Source organism: Pseudomonas sp. 1L-C-7-B-C1, from assembly GCF_057291635.1.
On sequence record NZ_JBXAWH010000007.1, the window covers coordinates 290,068 to 313,555 of the forward strand.

The 23,488-nt window shown below is 61.0% G+C and carries 19 protein-coding genes; 6 read left to right on the forward strand and 13 right to left on the reverse strand.

Annotated features, from left to right (window positions below):
• The first annotated feature begins 416 nt into the window (after positions 1-416).
• Positions 417-1,628, forward strand: coding sequence for a nitrate/nitrite transporter (locus AC0Z8Z_RS13445; RefSeq protein WP_205482960.1), 1,212 nt, complete (start codon positions 417-419; stop codon positions 1,626-1,628).
• A 51-nt stretch (positions 1,629-1,679) separates the two neighbouring features.
• Positions 1,680-3,332 (forward strand): bifunctional protein-serine/threonine kinase/phosphatase, encoded by a 1,653-nt coding sequence (locus AC0Z8Z_RS13450; protein ID WP_485619437.1) that lies wholly within the window; start codon positions 1,680-1,682, stop codon positions 3,330-3,332.
• Between the two features lie 170 nt (positions 3,333-3,502).
• Here the strand turns inward: AC0Z8Z_RS13450 and AC0Z8Z_RS13455 are convergent, their stop codons facing one another.
• The 8 genes from AC0Z8Z_RS13455 to ppsA all read right to left on the reverse strand — a co-directional run bounded on the left by AC0Z8Z_RS13455 (position 3,503) and on the right by ppsA (position 11,801).
• A complete protein-coding gene (locus AC0Z8Z_RS13455) occupies positions 3,503-4,537 on the reverse strand; it encodes an OmpA family protein (protein ID WP_065988496.1) in 1,035 nt (344 codons plus the stop codon).
• A gap of 107 nt (positions 4,538-4,644) precedes the next feature.
• On the reverse strand, positions 4,645-5,235 hold the full coding sequence (sigX, locus tag AC0Z8Z_RS13460; RefSeq protein ID WP_122534578.1) for an RNA polymerase sigma factor SigX: 591 nt from the start codon (positions 5,233-5,235) through the stop codon (positions 4,645-4,647).
• An 89-nt stretch (positions 5,236-5,324) separates the two neighbouring features.
• Positions 5,325-6,149, reverse strand: coding sequence for a mechanosensitive ion channel family protein (locus AC0Z8Z_RS13465; RefSeq protein ID WP_122623142.1), 825 nt, complete (start codon positions 6,147-6,149; stop codon positions 5,325-5,327).
• 2 nt (positions 6,150-6,151) lie between these two features.
• The gene (locus tag AC0Z8Z_RS13470) at positions 6,152-6,421 is read right to left on the reverse strand and encodes a CrfX protein (protein ID WP_122534576.1); all 270 of its coding nucleotides are present in this window, start codon (positions 6,419-6,421) and stop codon (positions 6,152-6,154) included.
• Between the two features lie 86 nt (positions 6,422-6,507).
• Positions 6,508-7,503, reverse strand: a complete 996-nt coding sequence (locus tag AC0Z8Z_RS13475) for a zinc transporter ZntB (RefSeq protein ID WP_485619438.1) — start codon at positions 7,501-7,503, stop codon at positions 6,508-6,510.
• Positions 7,504-7,548: 45 nt separating this feature from the next.
• Entirely contained in the window at positions 7,549-8,037 is a 489-nt protein-coding gene (gene rraA / locus AC0Z8Z_RS13480; protein ID WP_485619439.1) for a ribonuclease E activity regulator RraA, read from the reverse strand.
• A gap of 224 nt (positions 8,038-8,261) precedes the next feature.
• Positions 8,262-9,254, reverse strand: coding sequence for an alpha/beta fold hydrolase (locus tag AC0Z8Z_RS13485; protein WP_485619440.1), 993 nt, complete (start codon positions 9,252-9,254; stop codon positions 8,262-8,264).
• A gap of 171 nt (positions 9,255-9,425) precedes the next feature.
• Positions 9,426-11,801, reverse strand: a complete 2,376-nt coding sequence (gene ppsA, locus AC0Z8Z_RS13490; protein WP_074887134.1) for a phosphoenolpyruvate synthase — start codon at positions 11,799-11,801, stop codon at positions 9,426-9,428.
• A gap of 150 nt (positions 11,802-11,951) precedes the next feature.
• Between ppsA and ppsR the strand changes: the two genes are divergently transcribed.
• Positions 11,952-12,770 carry a posphoenolpyruvate synthetase regulatory kinase/phosphorylase PpsR gene (ppsR, locus tag AC0Z8Z_RS13495; protein WP_074887131.1) on the forward strand — a complete coding sequence of 273 codons (819 nt, stop codon included), beginning with the start codon at positions 11,952-11,954 and terminating at the stop codon, positions 12,768-12,770.
• Positions 12,771-12,896: 126 nt separating this feature from the next.
• On the opposite strand, the gene prpF is transcribed toward ppsR, so the two are convergent.
• The 5 genes from prpF to AC0Z8Z_RS13520 all read right to left on the reverse strand — a co-directional run bounded on the left by prpF (position 12,897) and on the right by AC0Z8Z_RS13520 (position 19,841).
• A complete protein-coding gene (gene prpF / locus AC0Z8Z_RS13500) occupies positions 12,897-14,087 on the reverse strand; it encodes a 2-methylaconitate cis-trans isomerase PrpF (RefSeq protein ID WP_485619441.1) in 1,191 nt (396 codons plus the stop codon).
• A gap of 52 nt (positions 14,088-14,139) precedes the next feature.
• Positions 14,140-16,734, reverse strand: a complete 2,595-nt coding sequence (gene acnD / locus AC0Z8Z_RS13505) for a Fe/S-dependent 2-methylisocitrate dehydratase AcnD (protein ID WP_485619442.1) — start codon at positions 16,732-16,734, stop codon at positions 14,140-14,142.
• A gap of 196 nt (positions 16,735-16,930) precedes the next feature.
• Positions 16,931-18,058 carry a bifunctional 2-methylcitrate synthase/citrate synthase gene (gene prpC / locus AC0Z8Z_RS13510; protein ID WP_485619443.1) on the reverse strand — a complete coding sequence of 376 codons (1,128 nt, stop codon included), beginning with the start codon at positions 18,056-18,058 and terminating at the stop codon, positions 16,931-16,933.
• A gap of 188 nt (positions 18,059-18,246) precedes the next feature.
• On the reverse strand, positions 18,247-19,137 hold the full coding sequence (prpB, locus tag AC0Z8Z_RS13515; RefSeq protein WP_122534568.1) for a methylisocitrate lyase: 891 nt from the start codon (positions 19,135-19,137) through the stop codon (positions 18,247-18,249).
• Entirely contained in the window at positions 19,134-19,841 is a 708-nt protein-coding gene (locus AC0Z8Z_RS13520) for a GntR family transcriptional regulator (protein WP_122623149.1), read from the reverse strand. Before AC0Z8Z_RS13520 ends, prpB begins: the two co-directional genes overlap by 4 nt.
• 297 nt (positions 19,842-20,138) lie before the next feature.
• Here AC0Z8Z_RS13520 and rloA point away from each other — a divergent pair, with 297 nt between their 5' ends.
• The 3 genes from rloA to AC0Z8Z_RS13535 are packed head-to-tail and all read left to right on the forward strand — an operon-like array spanning position 20,139 to position 23,240.
• Complete coding sequence (rloA, locus tag AC0Z8Z_RS13525; RefSeq protein ID WP_485619458.1) at positions 20,139-20,717, forward strand: retropepsin-like aspartic peptidase RloA; 579 nt, start codon at positions 20,139-20,141, stop codon at positions 20,715-20,717.
• Between the two features lie 4 nt (positions 20,718-20,721).
• The gene (rloB, locus tag AC0Z8Z_RS13530; RefSeq protein WP_485619444.1) at positions 20,722-22,272 is read left to right on the forward strand and encodes an osmotic stress tolerance membrane protein RloB; all 1,551 of its coding nucleotides are present in this window, start codon (positions 20,722-20,724) and stop codon (positions 22,270-22,272) included.
• Positions 22,272-23,240: an alpha-L-glutamate ligase-like protein gene (locus tag AC0Z8Z_RS13535; protein ID WP_485619459.1), complete on the forward strand. Its 969-nt coding sequence runs from the start codon at positions 22,272-22,274 to the stop codon at positions 23,238-23,240. Before rloB ends, AC0Z8Z_RS13535 begins: the two co-directional genes overlap by 1 nt.
• The last annotated feature ends 248 nt before the right edge of the window (positions 23,241-23,488 follow it).

Consider the following 23,488-nt stretch of genomic DNA (forward strand, 5'->3'; position numbering starts at 1 on the left):
CAGTCCCGGACGACCTTGGCGTAACTGACTACACCCACTCCTGTAGGAGCCCGCTTGCTGGCGAACCCATTGTGTCAGCTGAGATCTGCGCCGCTGGCCCGCCGCTTTCGCCAGCAAGCCGGCGCCTACGAAAAATGCGCAGGGCCGGCCCGGTTGATCCGACCAGGCGTCTGGCGCGCATCTGGCCCATGTATTGCTACGTACACATCACAGGTAGCCAACGGCGGTTGCCCACTCACGACAAAGACGTCGCACCCCTTCGCGAAAGCGCACAGGGCTGCGGCGTTTTTTCGTTTTTGCCCTGAACACATCGGGGCGGGTGGAGTACCGGTATGGTGCTTCACCTGCAAGACCTGACCCGTAGCGGTGCGAGCAATCTCTCGACCGAACACGAATCCCTGCAGATGAGGTGTTAGATGAACACGAGTTTCTGGAAAGCCGGCCATAAACCGACACTGTTCGCAGCGTTCCTGTATTTCGACCTGAGCTTCATGGTCTGGTACCTGCTCGGTCCCATGGCCGTGCAAATCGCCGCCGATCTGCACCTGACCACCCAGCAACGCGGCCTGATGGTCGCGACGCCGATTCTGGCGGGCGCCGTACTGCGTTTCATCATGGGCATGCTCGCCGACCAGCTGTCGCCCAAGACCGCCGGGATCATCGGCCAGGTCATCGTCATCGCCGCGCTGCTGGGCGCCTGGCAGTTGGGTATTCACAGCTATGAACAGGCGCTGCTGCTGGGCGTGTTCCTTGGCATGGCCGGCGCGTCCTTCGCCGTGGCGCTTCCGCTGGCCTCCCAATGGTATCCGCCGCAGCACCAGGGCAAAGCGATGGGCATCGCCGGTGCCGGCAATTCGGGCACTGTGTTCGCGGCCCTTATCGCACCCGTACTGGCGGCCAGCTTCGGCTGGAACAACGTGTTCGGCTTTGCCGTGGCGCCGCTGCTGTTGACCCTCATCGCGTTCTCGCTCATGGCAAAGAACGCCCCCGAACGGCCCAAAGCCAAATCCATGGCTGACTATTTCAAGGCCCTGGGCGACCGCGACAGCTGGTGGTTCATGTTCTTCTACAGCGTGACCTTCGGCGGCTTCATTGGCCTGGCCAGCGCCCTGCCCGGCTATTTCAACGATCAATACGGCCTGAGCCCGGTGACCGCAGGTTACTACACCGCCGCCTGCGTCTTCGGCGGCAGCATGATGCGGCCACTGGGCGGCGCCCTCGCCGACCGCTTCGGCGGGATTCGCACGCTGTCAGGCATGTACGCCGTCGCCGCGATCTGCATCGCCGCCGTGGGGTTCAACCTGCCCAGCTCATGGGCCGCACTGGCGCTGTTCGTCGCGGCCATGCTCGGCCTTGGTGCCGGTAACGGCGCGGTGTTCCAGCTGGTACCGCAACGCTTTCGCAAAGAGATCGGCGTCATGACCGGTCTGATCGGCATGGCCGGCGGCATCGGTGGCTTCCTGCTGGCCGCCGGGCTCGGCGCGATCAAGCAGAACACCGGCGAGTACCAACTGGGCCTGTGGCTGTTCGCATTCCTTGGCGTGCTGGCCTGGTTCGGCCTGATGAACGTCAAGCGTCGCTGGAGAACCACTTGGGGCTCGGCCGCCGTTACCGCCGCCCGCGTCTAGGCCGTGAGCCTCAATCAGCCGATTCCGGCAGTTGCTTCCAGAGCGAACGGCTTGCAACTCCGCGTCGCCGAGTTCAGCGCCACCGGGCCCAGGGCGGAAAATCAGGATGCCATTCGCGTGGTCACTCCTGCTCCGGCGCTGGCCGCCAGCAAGGGTTATCTGTTCGCCCTCGCTGACGGCGTCAGCCAGTGCGCCGACGGCGGCCTGGCATCCCGCGCCACGCTTCAGGCGTTGGCGATGGACTACTACGCGACGCCGGAAACCTGGAGCGTCGCCCAGGCCCTCGATCGCCTGCTGCTGGCACAAAACCGCTGGCTGCTGGCCAACGGCTTGTTGACCACCCTCAGCGTGCTGATCCTGCGCGGGCGTCGCTTCACCCTCGCCCATGTCGGCGACTGCCGCGTGTACCGCTGGCATGCAGGGCTGCTCCAGCGCATCAGCCAGGACCATGTCTGGGAACAACCGGACATGCAGCATGTGCTGAAACGGGCGCTGGGCCTAGATCAATACGTGGTCATGGATTATCGGGACGGTGAGCTGCGCATCGGCGAGCGGCTGCTGCTGGTCAGCGACGGCGTGTGGGCAACGTTGGGCGATGACCGAATCGGCTCGATCCTCAACGAACAGGCCGATCTGGACACGGCCGTCAGAACGCTGGTCAACGCCGCGCATCTGTCTGGCAGCGCCGATAACGCCAGCGCCTTGATGATTCAGGTCGATCAGGTGGGCTCGGACAGCTTGGGCGAGACGCTGTTGCAACTGCAGCAGTGGCCAGTCCCACCGCTTCTCAAGGCAGGCCAGCTGTTTGAAGGCTGGCAGGTCGAAACGCGTTTGAGCGACTCGCGACAATCGCTGCTCTACCGCCTACGCGACAGTCAACAGCAACCGTGGTTACTGAAGACGCTGCCGCCCTCCCGGGTTGACGAGGCCGGCGCGGCGGAGGCCTTGCTGCTCGAAGAGTGGTTCGTGCGTCGCGTCGCCGGCCGCTTCTTTCCCGAGCTTCACCCCCTCGGTCAGCGCCAGCATCTGTACTACGTGATGCGCGAGCATGCCGGCCATACCCTGGCTGACAGCTTCGATCAGGAAGGGCCGATGGCGCTGTCACCGTGGTTGAATCTGGCCAGGGAACTGATCGCTGCCGTTGGTCTGCTGCACCGGCGCAACATCATTCACCGTGACATCAAGCCGGAGAATGTGCTGCTTCAGGAGGCGGGAGGTGTGCGCATTCTGGATTTCGGGCTCGCCTACAGCCCAGGTCTGTCAGTGGATCAAGCCAGCGACGTGCCCGGCACGCCCAGCTTCATGGCGCCTGAAGCCTTCGAAGGCGCAGAACCCGGCCCTGGTTTCGACCTGTATGCCGCCAGCGTCACGCTGTATTTCCTGCTGACCGGTCACTATCCCTACGGCGAAGTCGAGCCCTTCCAGCGCCGGCGCTTTGGCAATCCGTCGCCCGCCAGTCGTTACCGTCCAGATATGCCGGAATGGCTGGACCAGCATCTGCAACGCGCCCTGCAGGCTGATCCGCTGAAGCGCTTCGAAACCGCCGAGCACTGGCTCGTGCACTTTAAACAGGGCGAGCTGACGCCGCGGAACCAACGTACTACGCCGCTGCTGGAGCGTGAGCCGCTCAAGGTCTGGCGCGCAGTCGCACTGATCTCGCTGATGATCAATCTGGTTTTGTGGGTGTTGCTGTTCAAACGCTAGTACGGACTTAGTCGTCTGAGGGCACCGACTTAGATGGATCCACATTGATGCAACTATCTTGGCTTAGGCACCCAGACAGCGAATTTTCAGACGAAAGGATCGCAGCAAGGGTTAAATCGCAGGCAAAGAAAAACCCGGCCGAGGCCGGGTTTTTCGTGAAGCGAGGCTAATTACTTAGCTTGGGCTTCTACTTGTGCTTCTACGCGACGGTTTACAGCGCGGCCAGCGTCAGTTGCGTTGTCAGCAACTGGACGGGATTCGCCGTAGCCAACCGAGTTTACGCGGTTAGCGCCAACACCGTACTGGTTAACCAGAACTTGCTTAACGGCGTTTGCACGACGCTCGGACAGCTTCTGGTTGTAAGCGTCAGGACCGACGGAGTCAGTGTGACCTTCAACAGTGGTGGTGGTTTGTGGGTACTGCTTCATGAAGTCAGCCAGGTTCTTGATGTCGCCGTAGCTGTTTGGCTTCACAACCGACTTGTTGAAGTCGAATTTAACGTCCAGCTCAACGCGAACGACTTCAGCAACAGCTGGGCAGCCGTTAGCGTCTACAGTCACGTTTGCAGGGGTGTCAGGGCACTTGTCAACGTTGTCGCAAACGCCGTCGTTGTCGCTGTCGGAGCACACTTCAGCTACTGGAGCCGGTGCTGCTTCAACTTTCTTCGAACCGCCGCCGAAGTTCACACCGATACCGACGCTTGGCGCCCACTCGGTGTCGCCCTGGTCGATGTTGTACTGAGCTTCAACGCCAGCACGGGCATAGAAGTTGTCAGTGAAGTACAGCTTGGCACCGCCGCCGATGTTGGCGAAGGTGGAGCGGTTACGACCGTTGCTGCCGTTCTGATCGATGCTCTGATCGGAGAAACCAGCCGAAACGTACGGACGCAGCATGTCGCCTGGGTTGTTGAAGTGGTACAGAGCGTCCAGAGCGGTGTTCGCGCCCTTGATGTTCTGGCCATTGTCGCTACGGACGTTGTGCACTTCGTCATAGCCCAGACGCAATTCAACGTCGTCGGTCAGGAAGTAGCCAACAGAACCGCCGAACAGGTTGCCGTCGTTTTTGAAGTTACGAGCGCTGTCGAACTGTTCTTTCTTGGCGAAGCCTTCGATTTCGACTGCGCCTTGGCCTTGAGCCAGAGCGCCGAACGAAGTTGCGGCAACAATAGTACCAATGGCCAAGCCCAAGGTGTTTTTCAGTTTCATCCGTTAAATCCCCATCTGGTGATTGTAAAGCAGTCCCCCTTAGCGAGAGACAACTCGTCGGCAAGTCTATCAGAACTTGCCTGCTCGTTAGAGATATTTGCACCGAGTTAAGTTTCGGTAACGCCTGCAAATTTCTCACGTAATTTATCAAGTGCCCGCTTGTAACGCATTTTCGTGGCACTCAGGCCCATGTGCATGATGTCTGCGATCTCCTGAAATTCCAGCTCTGCGACAAATCGTAGCACCAGAATTTCCCTGTCAATCGGATTCACATGCACAAGCCAACGATCAAGCCCGCCCTTTTCTTCTGGTTTTGGCGTCTTTTCTTCCGACGCTTCCTCGAGGGGGTCAAGACTCAAAGCGTCCAGCAACCGACGCTTTCGCCGCTCCTTCCTGTACTGCGTGATGCATTCGTTGTACGTGATGCTGTAGAGCCAGGTTTTGAACTTCGATTTACCCTCGAAGTTCTTCAAGCCATACAACACCTTAAGCATCACTTCCTGACAGACATCATCAGCATCGCGATCGTTCCCCAGATACCGTGCGCAGACGTTAAAAAGTGTCCGCTGGTAACGACGCATCAGCTCCTCATAGGCACGCGTCACATGAAACAGCTCGGCGTGCGAACGCGCAACCAGCTCCTCATCGGAGAGCTCGCGTGGGTCGTAGCGCAGAGAGGGCGATTGAGCGTTATTCAAAACAAGTCGTGCCGACAGTCGGATAGATGTCCGCCGCACCCGGGAATCGCCCGGGTTTTGCGGCGGCATACATTAGCAGATTCGCCGGCTCAACGGCTGCTCACTCGCTGCTCAAGGAGGATGCGGTTGGACAAAGACACCAACTCCCCTTCCTCGGTCAGCAGAGTGGTCTTCACCGTGCCAATTTCTTCGATCTGCCCTTCGACCTCACCCACACGCACTTGTTGCCCTACCTGGTACAGCTCACGTACATAAATTCCTGCGAGGATCTGGCTCGCGATTTCGCGGCTGCCGAGTCCCATGGCCAGCGCAACGGCCAGACCAACGGTAATCAATGCGATAACAATCACATGGTTCAGCAGGTCGGTTTTGACCTCGAGCTGACTGATCGCTACCGAAATACTGATGATGATCACCAGCCACTGGGCGATTCGCCCCAGGCCGGCCGAGTAATCCAGCCCCACCCCTTCGGCGGCGCCCCGCACAATACCGTTGACCAGTTGCGCCAGCAACACACCCACTAGGAGCACCAGCGCGGCGCCGAAAACTTTCGGCAGGTACAGCGCCAGCATGTCCAGCGTTGCCGACACCCGCTCCAACCCGAGCGATTCTGCCGCCGACACCAGAAAAATCAAGAGCACGAACCAATACACGATCTTGCCGATCAGCGTCGAAATCGGGACTTGAACCCCCGCGCGACTGATCAGCTTGGTCAACCCGGTGCCACCCATCAGGCGGTCCAGACCGAGTTTGGCCAACAACTTGGAAAGCAGGGTATCGAGCAGCTTTGCCACCACGAAACCCAAAAGCACTACCACCAGCGCGCCGAACAGATTCGGGATGAAGTTCGCGACTTTGGTCCACAACGCAGTCATTGCAGTAACCAGGCTCTGCGTCCAGAGATCCAATTCCATATTCAATCAGCCTTGTCTTGTGCACCGGTACCGGTAAACGTAGTACCGGCACGGGTCGCCTTGCGGCGGGAAACAGGTGAAACGTGAGCGGAGCCATTGTTCAGGGCGATCATCAAAGCCTGCGTGCAACGACCCAGAAGACTGAACAGATCACCGGCGCCCACCTGACGGTTGGCGGTCTTCAACACTCGGCCCAGAACGGCATCATCGTCCCGGCTGCTGGACGAAGCATTGAGCATGTCTCGCAGTGATTCTTCAAACGGGTCGTGCATAGGCACCTCACGCAATGTCACTGAAAGACGCATCCCATTCTGCCGGAGTCACACGACACACACGAACGCCTCCCGATTTTTTACGCTCACACCCACCGCAACCGCTTGAACAACCACGTCTGGCCGACGGCCACGATGAGCATCAAGCCGCAGGCATACAGAAACCCATAGGGATTTTCCGACCCGGGGATGCCCCCCACGTTGATGCCCAGCAAACCTGTCAGGAAGGTCATCGGCAGGAAGATGCCGGTGATGACCCCAAACCGATACATGGTCCTGTTCATCCGCTCGTTGAGGCGCCTGTCTTCAGCCTCAAGCACCAGCCCCACTCGCTCTCGGGTCAATTCCAGCTCTTCGAGATAACGCGTCAGGCTGTTGTTTAGTTCGTTCCAGTAATCCGCATCGTCCTCCACGAACCACGGCATCTTGCTGCGCGTCAGCTGGGCGTAGATTTCGCGCTGAGGCGCCAGAAACCGACGCAGTCCCGCCGCTCGTCTGCGGATATGCACCATGTTGCCGTGCTCGGGCAGATACCGCTCGTCGGCATCTATGCGTTCTTCCATGTCATCGACCAGTTCGGTCAGCTCGCTGACCACTGCCTGAACCTTGTCAGTCAGGAACTGGGCCAGATACAGCAGCAGTTCCGACGCCGTTTTCGGTCCCTTTCCTTCATTCAATGACGAGATCAGCTCATCGGTTGCCCGCAGCGAGCGCAGGCGCAACGAGATAACGCGCTGGGCGGCGGCAAAAATGCGCACCGACACCATGTCTTCCGGCTCGGCCCCCGGGTTCAGGTTGATCCCGCGCAGGAACAGCAGCAATTCGTTGTCCGGCAAAGCCAGCAGCCGCGGCCGGGTGTTCTCTTCCAGCATCAGGTCGCAGACGAACTCGCTCAGACCGCTGCTCTTGCGCAACCACGTCTGGGTCTGCGGATGGCTGCGGTCCCAGTGGAGCCACACGCTTTCGTGGGGCTCCAGTTGCAGACCATCCAGTTCAGTTCGGGGGATTGAACGCGCCCCGCCCTTTCCGTCCAACACGAGGGCGTGAACCAGCCCCCACTGCGCGTTTGTTTCGTCGAACATTTGTATCCTTGCTGAGTGAATCGCCAGCAGCCCGAAGAAGGCCGCTCAGTCGGGCATCGTCAGCGCGCTGGGCGAGACGATGATGCCGTTGTTGTCGGCATAGATGAATTCGCCCGGCTTGAACGTCACACCGCCGAAGGTCACCGCCTTGTTCAGATCACCCAGGCCGCGCTTTTCGGTCTTGAGCGGGTGACTGGCCAGTGCCTGCACACCGAGGTCGGTCTGTGCCAGGACATCGACATCGCGCACGCAGCCAAAAATCACCATGCCCTCCCAGCCGTTTTTCGCTGCCTTTTCGGCGATCATGTCGCCGAGCAGTGCGCAGCGCAGCGAGCCTCCGCCGTCCACGACCAATACTTTGCCGTGTCCATCCTGCTCGGCCTGCTCGCGCACCAGGGAATTGTCTTCGAAGCACTTGAGGGTGACGATCTCGCCGCCGAATGAATCACGGCCACCGAAGTTGCTGAACATCGGCTCCACCACCTCAACCAGTTCAGGGTAGGCGTCGCACAAGTCCGGGGTGATGTAATGCATGGGTAACTCCTGTCAGGAAAGCTCTGTGATGAGGGTCAACCGCTACGAGGATAGACAGCTTGTCTGAACGGCGGACGTTCCACGCGCGTCGCTTCCTTATATAGCACCTACAGAGCAAAAACATTCTGACCAGCACGTCGCCACCGGCCATCCGGTCCCGGTGTTGAGAATGGGTGCAGCTTAGCGCCAAGTCAGCGCCCAAGGAATGGCTGCGCCGGTGACAATCACGGAGTCGCGATCATGTTCAGCGTTGATTCAGTCTTTACCGCAGCGACATGACGGTTCAGCCAGTCGGCTACGCGCGGCCACACCTGAGTTTGCGCGGCTTTGCTGACCAGCATCGGCACATGGCCGAAATCTTCGCTGAAGCCGTGCTCGCGGCCGAGGACGAGAAATGCCTTGTCGTCGCTGCCGAACCGCTCGAAGAGCTCGCGGCAGGCCCATTCCGGGTCCTGATGATCGCCAGCGCCCGCCACGCACAGCAGTGGGACCGTGACCTGTTGCAGCCCGGCCCACCAGTCCTCCTTCTTGTGCCCGAAGCCGCCGAACAGGCCATGCCAGCGCATGCTTTCCAGAAGGACGCCCATGGGCTCATCTTCCGGGCCGCGCTTGAAGCGGGGGCCTGACACGTGCTCGAAGCGCTTGAGCAGCAGCCGAGCAGCCCATTGCAGCGGTGGCACTTTCAGCGGCCAGTGGCTTCGGGTGACCTGACTGCCGAACAGCGCCACCGAGGCCGCATCGTCCGCCGTCAGGTACTGCCCGCCGAATGCTGCGGCCAGGGTCGTGCCGCCCAGGGAGTGGCCGATCCAGTGGGGCGCCTCGCCGGTCTGCTCGCGCACGAACGCCGCGATGGCCGGCAAATCAAAGCGCGCGTAATCGGCCACACAGTTGGTTTTGTACGCACTGTTGCGCGCCGACAAACCGTGCCCGCGCATTTCCGGGATCCACACATCGAACCCGGCACGGGCCAGGTAGGCGCCCAGGCCGATGCCTTTGGGGGAGTACCAGAATCGTCGATTGGAAAAACTGCCATGCAGCAAGACCACCGGTACGCCCCGGGCATCCGGTGCAGCCACGAGACCCAGCCGGGTGACGGCGATTTCGACGGTAAAGTCCGGGCTGTTGCCGGGTTTCAAACGGTAGACGTCCTCGGTCAGGTCGCCACGACGCTCGGCACTGATCAGGGCCACGGGAAAGAGATGACTGCTGCTTTGCATGGTGCTCTTGCTGGACGCTCTAGGTGGGTGGGGAAATGGCGGTTGGGCGGAACAGCAGGTTGACGCTGCCAGCGCGCCAAAAATCACCCACAAAAAAGGGCGGATTCGTCAAAAACCGCCCTTTGTGGAAGCCGGCCCATGGAAACGGGCCGGCATCTTACTCGATCTGCATCAGGTCGGAGCGTCCTCTTCGGACAGGAAGAACCAGGTCTCCAGTACCGAATCAGGATTGAGAGACACGCTTTCGATACCCTGCTCCATCAGCCAGCGCGCCAGATCCGGATGATCGGACGGGCCCTGGCCGCAGATGCCGATGTACTTGCCGGCCTTGTTGCAGGCCTGAATGGCGTAGGACAGCAGCTTCTTCACCGCAGGATTACGCTCGTCGAACAAGTGGGCGATGATCCCGGAGTCACGGTCCAGGCCCAGGGTCAGCTGGGTCAGGTCGTTGGAACCGATGGAGAAACCGTCGAAGAATTCGAGGAATTCATCGGCCATCAGCGCGTTGGACGGCAGTTCGCACATCATGATCACGCGCAGACCGTTCTCGCCACGGGCCAGACCGTTTTCGGCGAGCAAGTCGATGACCTGGCTCGCTTCGCCCAGGGTGCGGACGAACGGCACCATGATTTCGACGTTGGTCAGGCCCATCTCGTTGCGCACGCGCTTGAGGGCACGGCATTCCAGCTCGAAGCAGTCGCGGAAGTTTTCGCTGATGTACCGCGACGCGCCACGGAAGCCCAGCATCGGGTTTTCTTCTTCCGGCTCGTAAAGCTTGCCGCCGATGAGGTTGGCGTATTCGTTGGACTTGAAGTCCGACAGACGCACGATGACCTTCTTCGGCGAGAACGCCGCCGCCAGGGTGCTGATGCCTTCCACCAGCTTCTCGACGTAGAAACCGACCGGATCGTCGTAACCGGCGATGCGCTTGTCGACGCTTTCCTTGATGTCCTGGGGCAGATTGGCGTAGTTCAGCAGCGCCTTGGGGTGCACGCCGATCATGCGGTTGATGATGAATTCCAGGCGCGCCAGGCCGATACCGGCGTTGGGCAACTGGGCGAAATCAAAGGCGCGATCCGGGTTGCCGACGTTCATCATGATTTTAAACGGCAGATCAGGCATGGCGTCGACAGAGTTCTGCTTGATGTCGAAGCCCAGTTCGCCCTCGAAGATGTAACCGGTGTCGCCCTCGGCGCAGGACACGGTGACGCCCTGACCTTCCTGCAACAGCTCGGTGGCGTTACCGCAACCCACTACCGCCGGGATACCCAACTCGCGAGCGATGATCGCCGCGTGGCAAGTGCGTCCGCCACGGTTGGTGACGATGGCGCTGGCGCGTTTCATGACCGGTTCCCAGTCCGGGTCGGTCATGTCGGAGACCAGCACGTCACCCGGCTGAACCTTGTCCATCTCGGACACGTCCTTGATGATCCGCACCTTGCCGGCGCCGATGCGCTGGCCGATGGCGCGGCCTTCCACCAGAACGGTGCCCTTCTCTTTCAGCAGGTAGCGTTCCATGACATTGGACGAGGTGCGGCTTTTTACGGTTTCCGGACGCGCCTGCACGATGTACAGCTTGCCGTCATCGCCGTCTTTGGCCCACTCGATATCCATCGGGCACTGATAGTGCTTTTCGATGATCATCGCCTGGCGGGCCAGGTTGCTGACTTCCTCGTCGCTGAGGCAGAAACGCGCGCGGTCCGCCAGGTCGACGTCGATGGTCTTGACCGATTTACCGGCCTTGGCTTCTTCGCCGTAGATCATCTTGATCGCCTTGCTGCCCAGGTTTCGGCGCAGGATCGCCGGGCGACCGGCTTCAAGGGTGTTTTTGTGAACGTAGAATTCGTCCGGGTTGACCGCGCCCTGTACGACGGTCTCGCCCAGGCCATAGGCACCAGTGATGAAGACGACATCGCGGAAACCGGATTCGGTGTCCAGGGTGAACATGACGCCTGCGGTGCCGGTTTCAGAACGCACCATGCGCTGCACGCCAGCGGACAGCGCCACCAGCTTGTGGTCGAACCCTTGGTGCACGCGGTAGGAAATGGCGCGGTCGTTGAACAGCGACGCAAACACCTCTTTCGCCGCGCGGATGACGTTTTCGACGCCACGAATGTTCAGGAAGGTTTCCTGCTGGCCGGCGAAGGAAGCGTCCGGCAAATCTTCTGCGGTGGCGGAAGAGCGCACGGCCACGGCGATGTCCGGGTTGCCCGCCGAGAGCTCGGCGAAGGCGGTGCGGATCTCGGCGTTGAGCTTTTCGGGGAATTCAGCCTCCATGATCCACTGACGAATCTTGGCGCCGGTTCTGGCCAGCTCGTTGACGTCGTCGACATCCAGCGCGTCGAGGGCCTGATGGATCTGATCGTTCAGGCCACTCTGCTCAAGGAAATCACGGTAGGCCTGAGCGGTAGTGGCAAAGCCACCGGGGACGGACACGCCCGCACCCGCCAGGTTGCTGATCATCTCGCCGAGGGATGCGTTCTTGCCCCCCACGTGCTCAACATCATGTTTGCCGAGCTTATCGAGGGAAACTACGTACTCTACCAAGGTGATCTCTCCACTAACCGGTTATTGTTGGAAACGCTTTTGGTGCGGGAATCGCGGCGATTGAAAACAGGTAGAATGCGGCCAGTCATGGCCCGCAAGCCGGCCTATCATATCCACAAATTGTCTTCAGCTTAAGGCCCCGGGGCGCAAATGAAACGATCCGCTTTTTTCATCTCCGATGGCACCGGCATTACCGCCGAAACCCTTGGCCAGAGTCTGCTAGCGCAATTTGAAAACATTACATTCAACAAGTTCACGCGCCCCTATATCGACAGCGTCGAGAAGGCGCGGGCCATGGTGCAGCAAATCAACAAGGCGGCCGAGAAGGACGAAGCCCGTCCGATCATTTTCGACACCATCGTGAACCAGGACATCCGCGAGATTCTCGCGACCTCCGACGGCTTCATGATCGATATTTTTTCGACCTTCCTCGCCCCGTTGGAGCTGGAGCTTAGTTCACACTCTTCCTACTCGGTGGGAAAATCCCACTCCATCGGGCACAACTCCAATTACATGGAGCGGATCGAGGCGGTGAACTTCGCGCTGGACAACGACGACGGCGCCAGAACCCATTATTACGACAAGGCCGACATCATCCTGGTGGGCGTGTCGCGCTGCGGCAAGACCCCGACCTGCCTGTACATGGCCATGCAGTTCGGCATCCGCGCCGCCAATTACCCGTTGACCGAAGACGACATGGAGCGTCTGCAGCTGCCCGCCGCACTGAAACTGCACCGGGACAAGCTGTTCGGCCTGACCATCGATCCCGACCGTCTGACTGCGATCCGCCACGAACGCAAACCCAACAGCCGCTACGCCAGTTACGCCCAGTGCGAGTTCGAAGTGCGCGAAGTCGAAGGCCTGTTCCGCCGCGAGAACATCCCGCACATCAACTCCACGCATTTTTCGGTCGAGGAAATCTCGGCGAAGGTGCTGGTGGAGAAAGGCGTCGAGCGGCGGTTTAAGTAGCTGCGCAGCGGCAAGTTTGAAGCTGCAAGCTGCAAGCTGCAAGCTGCAAGCTGCAAGCTGCAAGCTGCAAGCTGCAAGCTGCAAGCTGCAAGCTGCAAGCTGGCCGGAGCAGGCCATGCGCTCCGGTCAGAAGCTGTTGCCCGGCACGCGGACCCAGCCTTCCATCAACACCCGCGCGCTGCGGCTCATGATGGCTTTTTTGACGTGCCATTCGCCGTCGACCAATACCGCTTCAGCGCCGACACGCAGGGTTCCGGAGGGGTGGCCGAAGCGCACGGCACTGCGCTCGCCGCCGCCCGCTGCCAGGTTGACCAGCGTGCCCGGTATCGCCGCCGCTGTGCCTATGGCCACTGCCGCCGTGCCCATCATTGCGTGGTGCAGCTTGCCCATGGACATGGCGCGGACCAGCAGATCGGTGTCTGCGGTGGTGACCCGTTTGCCGCTGGAAGACAGATAATCAGCAGGCGCAGCCACGAACGCCACCTTGGGCGTGTGCTGACGCGTCGCTGCCTCCTCGACCGTGCCGATCAGCCCCATGCGCACGGCGCCATAGGCCCGAATCGTTTCGAACATGCTCAGGGCCTTCGGGTCGCTGTTGATTGCGTCCTGCAGTTCGCTGCCGGTGTAGCCGATGTCCTGGGCATTGACGAAGATCGTCGGGATGCCGGCATTGATCATCGTCGCCTTGAACGTCCCCACGCCCGGCACTTCGAGCTCATCGACCAGATTGCCGGTGGGGAACATCGAGCCGCCAGCGCCCTCCTCGTCCGCGGCAGGGTCCATGAATTCCAGCTGCACTTCCGCCGCCGGAAAGGTCACGCCGTCGAGCTCGAAATCGCCGGTTTCCTGCACCGCGCCGTCAGTCATTGGTACATGGGCGATGATGGTTTTGCCGATGTTGGCCTGCCAGATGCGCACCACCGCCACGCCGTTCTGCGGAATACGCGCCGGGTCGACCAGACCGTTGCTGATGGCGAACGGGCCGACCGCCGCTGACAGGTTGCCGCAATTGCCGCTCCAGTCGACGAAGGGCTTGTCGATGGCGACCTGGCCAAACAGGTAATCGACGTCGTGATCGGCTTTCTCACTCTTTGACAGGATCACCGTTTTGCTGGTGCTCGACGTCGCGCCGCCCATGCCATCGATCTGTTTAGCGTAAGGGTCGGGGCTGCCGATCACCCGCAGCAGCAAGGCGTCACGGGCGGCGCCTGGAGTCCGCGCAGCTTCGGGCAGGTCGCCCCGGAGGAAAAACACGCCCTTGCTGGTGCCGCCGCGCATATAGGTCGCGGGAATCTTGATCTGTGCTGTGGAAGCCATGGAACTGTTCCTTCTGATTCTTTCTTATATAGAGAGCAGAGCGGGCGTCGGCTCAGGCAACGGCCGAGGATTCGAGGAAGTCCTGGGCAAAGCGTTGCAACACGCCGCCGGCCTCGTAGATCAACACCTCTTCCCCCGTGTCGAGGCGGCAGGTCACCGGCACCTCCACACGCTCGCCGTTCTTGCGCTGGATGATCAGCGTCAGCGTGGCACCCGGCGTGCGGGCGCCGATCACGTCATAGGTTTCACTGCCATCAATGCCCAGGGTCAGGCGATTGGTGCCCGGTTTGAATTCCAGCGGCAGCACGCCCATGCCCACCAGATTGGTGCGGTGTATGCGCTCGAAGCCTTCGGCGACGATGACTTCGACACCTGCCAGGCGCACGCCCTTGGCCGCCCAGTCCCGGGACGAACCCTGGCCGTAATCGGCGCCGGCGATGATGATCAGTGGCTGCTTGCGCGCCATGTAGGTTTCGATGGCCTCCCACATCCGCGTGACCTGACCTTCTGGCTCGATCCGCGCGTAGGAACCCTGCTTGACCTTGCCGTTCACCACGACCATTTCATTGAACAGCTTGGGGTTGGCGAACGTGGCGCGTTGGGCGGTCAGGTGATCGCCGCGATGGGTGGCGTAGGAGTTGAAGTCCTCTTCCGGCAGGCCCATTTTGTCCAGGTATTCGCCGGCCGCACTGTCGAGCATGATCGCGTTGGACGGCGACAGGTGATCGGTGGTGATGTTGTCCGGCAGCACTGCCAGCGGCCGCATGCCCCGCAGGGTTCGTTCACCAGCAAGCGCGCCTTCCCAGTACGGCGGTCGACGAATGTAGGTGCTCATCGGGCGCCAGTCGTACAGCGGCGCGACTTTCGGCCCGGTGTCTTCGTGGATGGCGAACATCGGGATGTACACCTGACGGAACTGCTCCGGCTTGACCGAGGCTTTTACCACCTGATCGATCTCGGCGTCGCTTGGCCAGAGGTCTTTCAGGCGGATTTCCTCACCATTCGGGCCAAGGCCCAGCACGTCTTTCTCGATATCGAAGCGGATCGTTCCGGCGATGGCGTAGGCCACCACCAGCGGTGGCGAAGCGAGGAATGCCTGCTTGGCGTAGGGGTGAATGCGCCCGTCGAAGTTGCGGTTGCCCGACAACACCGCCGTGGCGTAAAGGTCGCGGTCGATGATTTCCTGCTGGATCACGGGGTCCAGCGCGCCGGACATGCCATTGCAGGTGGTGCAGGCAAACGCGACGATGCCGAAACCCAGTTGCTCCAGCTCGTCGGTCAGTCCTGCTTCGTCCAGGTACAGGGCGACGGTTTTCGAGCCCGGCGCCAGGGACGACTTGACCCAGGGTTTGCGCGTCAGGCCCAGGCGATTGGCATTGCGCGCCAGCAAACCTGCGGCGATGACGTTGCGCGGGTTGCTGGTGTTGGTGCAACTGGTGATGGCGGCGATGATCACCGCGCCGTCCGGCATTTCGCCCGGGGTTTCCTCCCACGGCGCCGCGATGCCTTTGGCGGCCAGATCGGCGGTCGCCACCCGTGCGTGGGGGTTGGACGGGCCGGCCATATTGCGCACCACGCTGGACAGGTCGAAACGCAGCACCCGCTCGTATTCGGCGGTGACCAGGCTGTCGGCCCAGAGCCCGGTGTGGCGGGCGAATGTTTCGACCAGTTGCACTTGCTGGTCTTCGCGACCGGTCAGCCGCAGGTAATCGATGGTCTGTTGATCGATGCTGAACATGGCAGCGGTGGCGCCGTACTCGGGGGCCATGTTCGAAACGGTCGCGCGGTCGCCGAGGGTCAGCGCGCGGGCGCCCTCGCCGTAGAATTCCAGGTACGCGCCGACGACCTTTTGCTGGCGCAGGTATTCGGTGAGCGCCAGCACCACGTCGGTGGCGGTAATGCCCGGCTGCGGACGGCCCGACAGTTCAACGCCGATGATGTCCGGCAGGCGCATCCACGAGGCGCGGCCGAGCATGACGTTCTCGGCTTCAAGGCCGCCGACGCCAATAGCGACGACGCCCAGCGCATCCACGTGAGGCGTATGGCTGTCAGTGCCGACCAGGGTGTCGGGGAAAGCGACGCCGTTCAGCGTCTGAATCACCGGTGACATCCGCTCCAGATTGATCTGGTGCATGATGCCGTTGCCCGGCGGGATCACTTCGACGTTTTTGAATGCCTGCTTGGTCCAGTTGATGAAGTGGAAGCGGTCTTCGTTGCGGCGGTCTTCAATCGCCCGGTTCTTGCTGAACGCGTCCGGGTCGTAACCCCCGCATTCGACGGCCAGCGAGTGATCGACGATCAACTGCACCGGCACCACCGGGTTGACCTGCGCGGGGTCGCCGCCCATGTCGGCAATGGCATCGCGCAAGCCGGCCAGGTCCACCAGCGCGGTCTGGCCGAGAATGTCGTGGCAAACAACGCGGGCCGGAAACCACGGGAAGTCCAAGTCGCGCCTGCGTTCGATCAGTTGCGTGAGCGAGGCGGTCAGCGTGGTCGGATGGCAACGGCGCACCAGGTTTTCGGCGAGCACGCGGGAAGTGTACGGCAGCGTGGCATAGGCGCCGGGCTTGATCGCATCGACCGCCGCGCGGGCATCGAAGTAATCCAGCGCAGTGCCGGGCAGGGCTTTGCGGTATTCAGTGTTCATCGTCAGGACTCGATCACGGTAGTTTCCAAAAAGCAGGGGGATTGCACTGGCTTTGACTTGAGTACCCGATCCATGGGAGCGAGCTTGCTCGCGAAGAGGCAAGGGCATCCGCTAAATCTTCAGCGGCTGGAATGACGCCTTCGCGAGCAAGCTCGACTCCCACAGGAATCGGTCTTCAGTCAGTGGCCCTGCCCAATCAGCGCTGTTCGATGGGCACGAATTTGCGCTGTTCGACGCCGATGTATTCGGCGCTCGGTCGGATGATGCGGTTGTTGGCGCGCTGTTCAAACACGTGGGAAGCCCAACCGGTCAGGCGCGAGCAGACGAAGATCGGGGTGAACAGCTGGGTCGGGATGCCCATGAAGTGGTACGCCGAGGCGTGATAGAAGTCGGCGTTGGGGAACAGCTTCTTCTGCTCCCACATGGTCTTGTCGATGGCTTCGGACACCGGGAACAACACCGTGTCGCCCACCTCCTCCGCGAGCTTTTTCGACCAGCCCTTGATCACCTCGTTACGCGGGTCGTTGTCCTTATAGATCGCGTGGCCGAAGCCCATGATCTTGTCCTTGCGCTCCAGCATCGCCAACGTGCCCTTCGTCGCTTCTTCGGCGGAGGAAAACTTCTGGATCATCTCCATCGCCGCTTCATTGGCGCCGCCGTGCAACGGACCGCGCAAGGTGCCGATGGCGGCCGTGATGCAGGAAAACAGGTCGGACAACGTCGACGCGCAGACTCTTGCGGTGAAGGTCGACGCGTTGAATTCGTGCTCGGCGTAAAGAATCAGCGAGACGTCCATGACCTTGCGGTGCAGTTCGCTCGGCGCCTTGTCCAGCAGCAGTTTCAGAAAGTGCCCGGCGATGGACACTTCGTCGGTGACGCAGTCGATGCGCTTGCCTTCATGGCTGAAGCGGTACCAATAGCACATGATCGCCGGGAACGCGGCGAGCAGCCGGTCGGTGGAATCGAGCTGCTGGGCGAAGCTGGCTTCGGGCTCGAGATTGCCGAGCATCGAGCAGCCGGTGCGCATCACGTCCATCGGGTGGGTGTCGGCCGGAATGCGCTCCAGCACTTCTTTCAGCGCCTGAGGCAGATCGCGCAGGCCCTGGAGTTTCTTCAGGTAGTCGTCCAGTTGCGCCTGGGTCGGCAGATCGCCGTACAGCAGCAGGTACGCGACTTCTTCAAAACGGGCGTCGGCGGCGAGTTCACGCACGTCATAGCCGCGGTAGGTCAATCCCGCGCCGGCCTGGCCGACGGTGGACAACGCGGTCTGTCCGGCCACCTGGCCTCGCAGGCCTGCGCCGCTCAATACTTTTGCTTCAGCCATTGCTGTCTCCAGTCTTGTAGTTGTGTGGGAATCGGCAATTCTTTTCTGTGTCTTACGCAGCCTTCAGGACAACAAATAGGCCCGTGGGAGCGAGCTTGCTCGCGAAGGCAATAGTCCGGGTAATAGAAGGGGTTCGGATATACCGTCCTCTTCGTGAGCAAGCTCACTCCCACAGTGATCGGGCTTTTCTACGATTTCTTCTGCGCAAACAGCGCGTCGAGCTTCTGCTCGAACGCGTGATAGTCAATGCGCTCGTACAACTCCATGCGCGTTTGCATGGTGTCGATGACGTTCTTCTGCGTGCCGTCGCGACGAATCGCCGTGTAGACGTTTTCCGCCGCCTTGTTCATCGCCCGGAATGCCGACAGCGGGTAGAGCACCAGCGCCACTTCGGCGGACTTCAGCTCGTCGGTGGTGAACAGCGGGGTCGAGCCGAACTCGGTGATGTTGGCGAGGATCGGCGCCTTCACCCGCGAGGCAAACAGCTTGTACATCTCAAGCTCGGTGATCGCTTCCGGGAAGACCATGTCCGCGCCTGCCTCGATGCACGCGGCGGCGCGGTCCAGAGCAGACTCAAGGCCTTCCACTGCCAGCGCATCGGTGCGCGCCATGATCACGAAACTGTCATCGGTTCGCGCATCCACCGCCGCCTTGATGCGGTCGACCATCTCTTGCTGCGAAACGATTTCCTTGCCGGGCCGGTGGCCGCAGCGCTTGGCGCCGACCTGGTCTTCGATGTGCATTGCCGCCGCGCCGAACTTGATCATCGACTTCACCGTGCGCGCCACGTTGAACGCCGAGGCACCGAAGCCGGTGTCGACGTCCACCAGCAGCGGCAGATCGCAGACGTCGGTGATGCGGCGCACGTCAGTGAGGACGTCATCCAGGCCGGTAATGCCGAGGTCCGGCACGCCCAGCGAACCCGCCGCAACACCCCCGCCGGACAGATAAATCGCCTTGAAGCCGGCCCGTTGCGCCAGCAACGCGTGGTTGGCGTTGATCGTACCGACCACTTGCAGCGGATGCTCGCTGGCGACGGCGTCACGGAAGCGTTGGCCGGGAGTGGATCTTGTGGTCATTGTTCACCTCGGGCAGTTGCAGCGTGAAAGTGCTGCTCAATGTTGCGTTTGGACGCGGCAATGTGGCGGCGCATCAACAGCTCGGCCAGTTCGCCGTCACGTTCGGCGATGGCGTCGAGAATACGGTGGTGCTCGGCGAACGCCTGGCGCGGACGATTGGGCGTCGTCGAGAACTGGATGCGGTACATGCGCACCAGTTGGTACAGGTCATCGCAGAGCATCTGGGTCAGGGTGCTGTTACGCGCGCCCTGGATGATCCGGTAATGAAAGTCGAAGTCGCCTTCCTGCTGGTAATAGCCGACGCCGGCCTGAAAGGCGCTGTCGCATTCGTGGGTTTCCAGCACGCGGCGCAGCTCGTCGACTTCTTCGACGGTCATGCGCTCGGCGGCCAGACGACAGGCCATGCCTTCGAGGGATTCGCGAATTTCGTACAGCTCGACCAGTTCGGCATGGCTCAGGGAAACCACGCGAGCGCCGACGTGGGGAACGCGCACCAACAGGCGCTGACCTTCAAGCCGGTGGATGGCTTCGCGCAAAGGCCCCCGGCTGATGCCGTAAGTGCGCGCCAGCTCAGGCTCGGAGATCTTGCTGCCAGGGGCAATGTCGCCTTTGACGATGGCCGCCTGAATGCGACGAAAGACGTTCTCGGACAGCGTCTCGGCGTCCAGCGACGTAGCAGGCAGAGTTTCTGCGGCATCCAACATTGTTGACACCTGATGATCGAATGCCAGCAAATCTAGCGAATGAAGGCCGTTCCGTCAAAGCTAAAAGCCTGATTGTCGACAATCGTCTAATGTAGACACCCTCTGATGAAGCGTCTGACTGTACCTGTCCGCTGCTCCCTTCGCTGGCGTCACAAAGGCTTCATGCTAAGATGCCGCCCGCTGAAGTTCACCCATGCAGGCAACCGACGGCTTGCCCAGGCGCGGCACCTTGGTTCAAACCAAAACCGTATTTCGACGTCAAAGCAGCTCTTTCACCTTTTCATCGCACCTGGACTTATGAGCCGTCACCCCCTTCTCGTTCTCTTATCCCTGTACCTGCCAGGCTTCTTTCTGCCCGGACTTTTTCTTTCCGGGCTTTTTCTGCCCGGCCTGAGCCTGGCCGCTGAAAAGACGGTGTATGGCTTGAACGAGTACGCAGAACTGGCCGACATCGACCTGCAAGTCGCCGCCAAGCTGGACACCGGCGCGAAAACCGCCTCCCTGAGTGCCCGCGACATCAAGCGTTTCAAGCGCAATGGCGAATCCTGGGTGCGTTTTTACCTGGCCATCGACGATGCCCACGAACACCCCATTGAACGCCCCCTGGCCCGGGTCAGCAGGATCAAGCGGCGTGCGGGGGATATCGACGCCGATGACGACAGGAAATACACCGCCCGCCCGGTCATCAGCCTGGGTGTGTGCATGGGCAGCGCGCTGCGCACCATAGAAGTGAACTTGACCGACCGCAGCGCATTCCAATACCCGCTTTTGATTGGCTCCGAAGCCCTCAAGCACTTCGATGCGCTGGTCGATCCAAGCCTGAAATACGCAGCAGGCAAGCCCGCCTGCGTCACCGATGCTCAAACCGCAGAGTAACAACATGCGCTCTCTTACCCTCCATCTGAAAATCCTGATCGCGACCCTCGTCACGCTGGGCATCGCGATCACGGCTTATCAGATATTGGCACTCGGCATTCCGGTGACCGAAGACGAAACCGACGACCTGTGGAACATCGACGCCAAGGTCGAGTTCATCGCCAACCCGAAGGACACGGTCAAGGTACAAATGTACGTGCCGCCCCTTTCGCGGGATTACATCAGCCTCAACGAAAGCTTCATCTCCAACAACTATGGCGTGAACGTCAATCGCGCCGATGGCAACCGCAAGGTGACCTGGTCCGCACGCCGGGCCAACGGCAATCAGACGCTTTACTACCGGCTGGTATTGACCAAGCGCTACAGCGGCGAGAAAGCCAAGATCAAAGGCCCGATCTTCCGCGACAGCATCGTTGTAGAAGGCCCGGAAAAAATCGCCGCCGACGCACTGCTCGCGCCGATCCGGCAGCACTCGGCCGACGTCGAAACTTTTGTCAGCGAAGCCATCAAGCGCGTCAATAACCTGAGCGATGACAACGTCAAGCTGCTGCTGGCCGGCGATACGTCGGTGCAGAACAAGGCGCGGATCACCGAAACGCTGCTGTCCATCGCCCACGTGCCGGTGGAGAAAGTCCACACGATCCGTCTGGTTGCCGATCAGCCGCAGTCACCCGAACTGTGGCTGCGCAGTTTCAATGGCAAGGACTGGCTGTATTTCAATCCGGAAACCGGCGAGGCGGGCCTGCCCCAGGACCGACTGCTGTGGTGGACCGGCAATGACAACCTGATCTCCGTGGAGGGTGGCAAGAAGGCCACTGTGAGCTTCAGCCTGAACAACAGCGAGATGAACGCCATTCGCCTGGCCAAGCTGACCGACGAAAGCACCGACGCCGACTTCCTCGAATACTCGCTGTACAGCTTGCCGCTGCAAACCCAGCAGACCTTCATGATCATGGTAATGATCCCGATCGGCGTGCTGGTGATCCTGATCCTGCGCAACCTCGTAGGCCTGCAGACCCTCGGGACCTTCACCCCGGTCCTGATCGCGCTGGCGTTCCGCGAGACACAGCTGGGCTTCGGCATCGTGTTGTTCACCATCATCACCGCGCTGGGCCTGTCCCTGCGCTCGTACCTCGAACACCTCAAGCTGCAAATGCTGCCGAGGCTGTCGGTGGTGCTGACCTTCGTGGTGGTGCTGATTGCCGCCATCAGCCTGTTCAGCCACAAGCTGGGCCTTGAGCGCGGGCTGTCGGTGGCGCTGTTCCCGATGGTGATTCTGACCATGACCATCGAACGCCTGTCGATCACCTGGGAAGAGCGCGGCGGCGGCCATGCGATGAAAGTCGCCATCGGCACGCTGTTCGCGGCGTCGCTGGCGCACGTCATCATGAGCATTCCGGAGTTCATCTACTTCGTGTTTACCTTCCCGGCCATCCTGCTGATTCTGGTGGGCTTCATGCTGGCGATGGGGCGTTATCGCGGGTATAGGCTGACCGAGCTGATTCGCTTCAAGGCCTTCCTCAAGGAAGACGCCGAGCGGGAAACCCCCAAATGATCGGCTGGTGGAAAACCTGGAAGGCGCTGGAAGCCAAGGGGATCATGGGCATCAACCGGCGTAACGCCGACTACGTGCTCAAGTACAACAAGCGCAGCCTCTACCCCATTGTGGATGACAAGATCATCACCAAGGAGCGGGCCATCGCCGCCGGCATTCATGTGCCCGAGCTGTACGGGATCATTTCCACCGAAAAGGAAATCGACAAGCTCGACGCGATCATCGGCGGGCGCAGTGATTTCGTCGTCAAGCCGGCCAAGGGCGCAGGCGGCGACGGCATCCTGGTGATTGCCGACCGGTTCGAAGAGCGCTTCCGCACGGTCTCCGGGCGCATCATCAGCCACGACGAAATCGAGCACCAGATTTCCAGCATCCTCACCGGGCTGTATTCCCTGGGCGGCCACCGCGACCGGGCGCTGATCGAATACCGGGTCACGCCGGATCAGATTTTCAAGAGCATCAGCTACGAGGGCGTCCCGGACATTCGCGTGATCGTGCTGATGGGTTATCCGGTGATGGCCATGCTGCGCCTGCCCACCCGGCAGTCTGGCGGAAAGGCCAACCTGCACCAGGGCGCCATCGGTGTCGGCGTCGATCTGGCCACTGGCCTGACGCTGCGCGGCACCTGGTTGAACAACATCATCAGCAAGCACCCCGACACCACCAATGCGGTGGATGGCGTGCAACTGCCGAACTGGGACGGTTTCATGAAGCTTGCGGCAGAGTGCTACGAGCTGTGTGGCCTGGGTTATATCGGCGTGGACATGGTGCTGGACCAAGACCGCGGGCCGCTGATTCTGGAGCTCAACGCCCGGCCGGGGCTGAACATCCAGATCGCCAACGACTGCGGGCTGACTCACCGGACATTGGCGGTGGAAAAGCGCCTCGAAGAGCTGGCGGCGGACGGTGCTCAGGAGAGCGCGGAAGAGCGAGTCAAGTTTGCCCAGGGGTTGTTTGGGCACGTTTGATCGTATTTCTGTTGATCACGATATTTGATGCTCCCCTGACCCATTGCTGGCGCTCACACCGGCCTCTTCCCGGCTGAAGCCAGTCCTACAGGCACCGCGCGCATTTCGTAGGACCGGCTTTAGCCGGGAAGGCGTCAGGCGTCACACCGCAGAACTCCAGCCGAAAGTCGCCACCCACAACCCCCCGGCCACATGAAGATTCACCCCATGCGGCATCCCGTCCCTAGAGAACCCTCGCCCATCGCTGT

Coding starts and splice junctions, on each gene's coding strand:
- rloB (WP_485619444.1), top strand. CDS start 20,722: ATGCGCTCTCTTACCCTCCATCTGAAAATCCTGATCGCGACCCTCGTC.
- prpB (WP_122534568.1), bottom strand. CDS start 19,137: ATGACCACAAGATCCACTCCCGGCCAACGCTTCCGTGACGCCGTCGCC.
- AC0Z8Z_RS13455 (WP_065988496.1), bottom strand. CDS start 4,537: ATGAAACTGAAAAACACCTTGGGCTTGGCCATTGGTACTATTGTTGCC.
- AC0Z8Z_RS13485 (WP_485619440.1), bottom strand. CDS start 9,254: ATGCAAAGCAGCAGTCATCTCTTTCCCGTGGCCCTGATCAGTGCCGAG.
- AC0Z8Z_RS13470 (WP_122534576.1), bottom strand. CDS start 6,421: ATGCACGACCCGTTTGAAGAATCACTGCGAGACATGCTCAATGCTTCG.
- prpF (WP_485619441.1), bottom strand. CDS start 14,087: ATGGCTTCCACAGCACAGATCAAGATTCCCGCGACCTATATGCGCGGC.
- AC0Z8Z_RS13445 (WP_205482960.1), top strand. CDS start 417: ATGAACACGAGTTTCTGGAAAGCCGGCCATAAACCGACACTGTTCGCA.
- rraA (WP_485619439.1), bottom strand. CDS start 8,037: ATGCATTACATCACCCCGGACTTGTGCGACGCCTACCCTGAACTGGTT.
- AC0Z8Z_RS13475 (WP_485619438.1), bottom strand. CDS start 7,503: ATGTTCGACGAAACAAACGCGCAGTGGGGGCTGGTTCACGCCCTCGTG.
- prpC (WP_485619443.1), bottom strand. CDS start 18,058: ATGGCTGAAGCAAAAGTATTGAGCGGCGCAGGCCTGCGAGGCCAGGTG.
- ppsR (WP_074887131.1), top strand. CDS start 11,952: ATGAAACGATCCGCTTTTTTCATCTCCGATGGCACCGGCATTACCGCC.
- rloA (WP_485619458.1), top strand. CDS start 20,139: ATGAGCCGTCACCCCCTTCTCGTTCTCTTATCCCTGTACCTGCCAGGC.
- AC0Z8Z_RS13465 (WP_122623142.1), bottom strand. CDS start 6,149: ATGGAATTGGATCTCTGGACGCAGAGCCTGGTTACTGCAATGACTGCG.
- acnD (WP_485619442.1), bottom strand. CDS start 16,734: ATGAACACTGAATACCGCAAAGCCCTGCCCGGCACTGCGCTGGATTAC.
- AC0Z8Z_RS13520 (WP_122623149.1), bottom strand. CDS start 19,841: ATGTTGGATGCCGCAGAAACTCTGCCTGCTACGTCGCTGGACGCCGAG.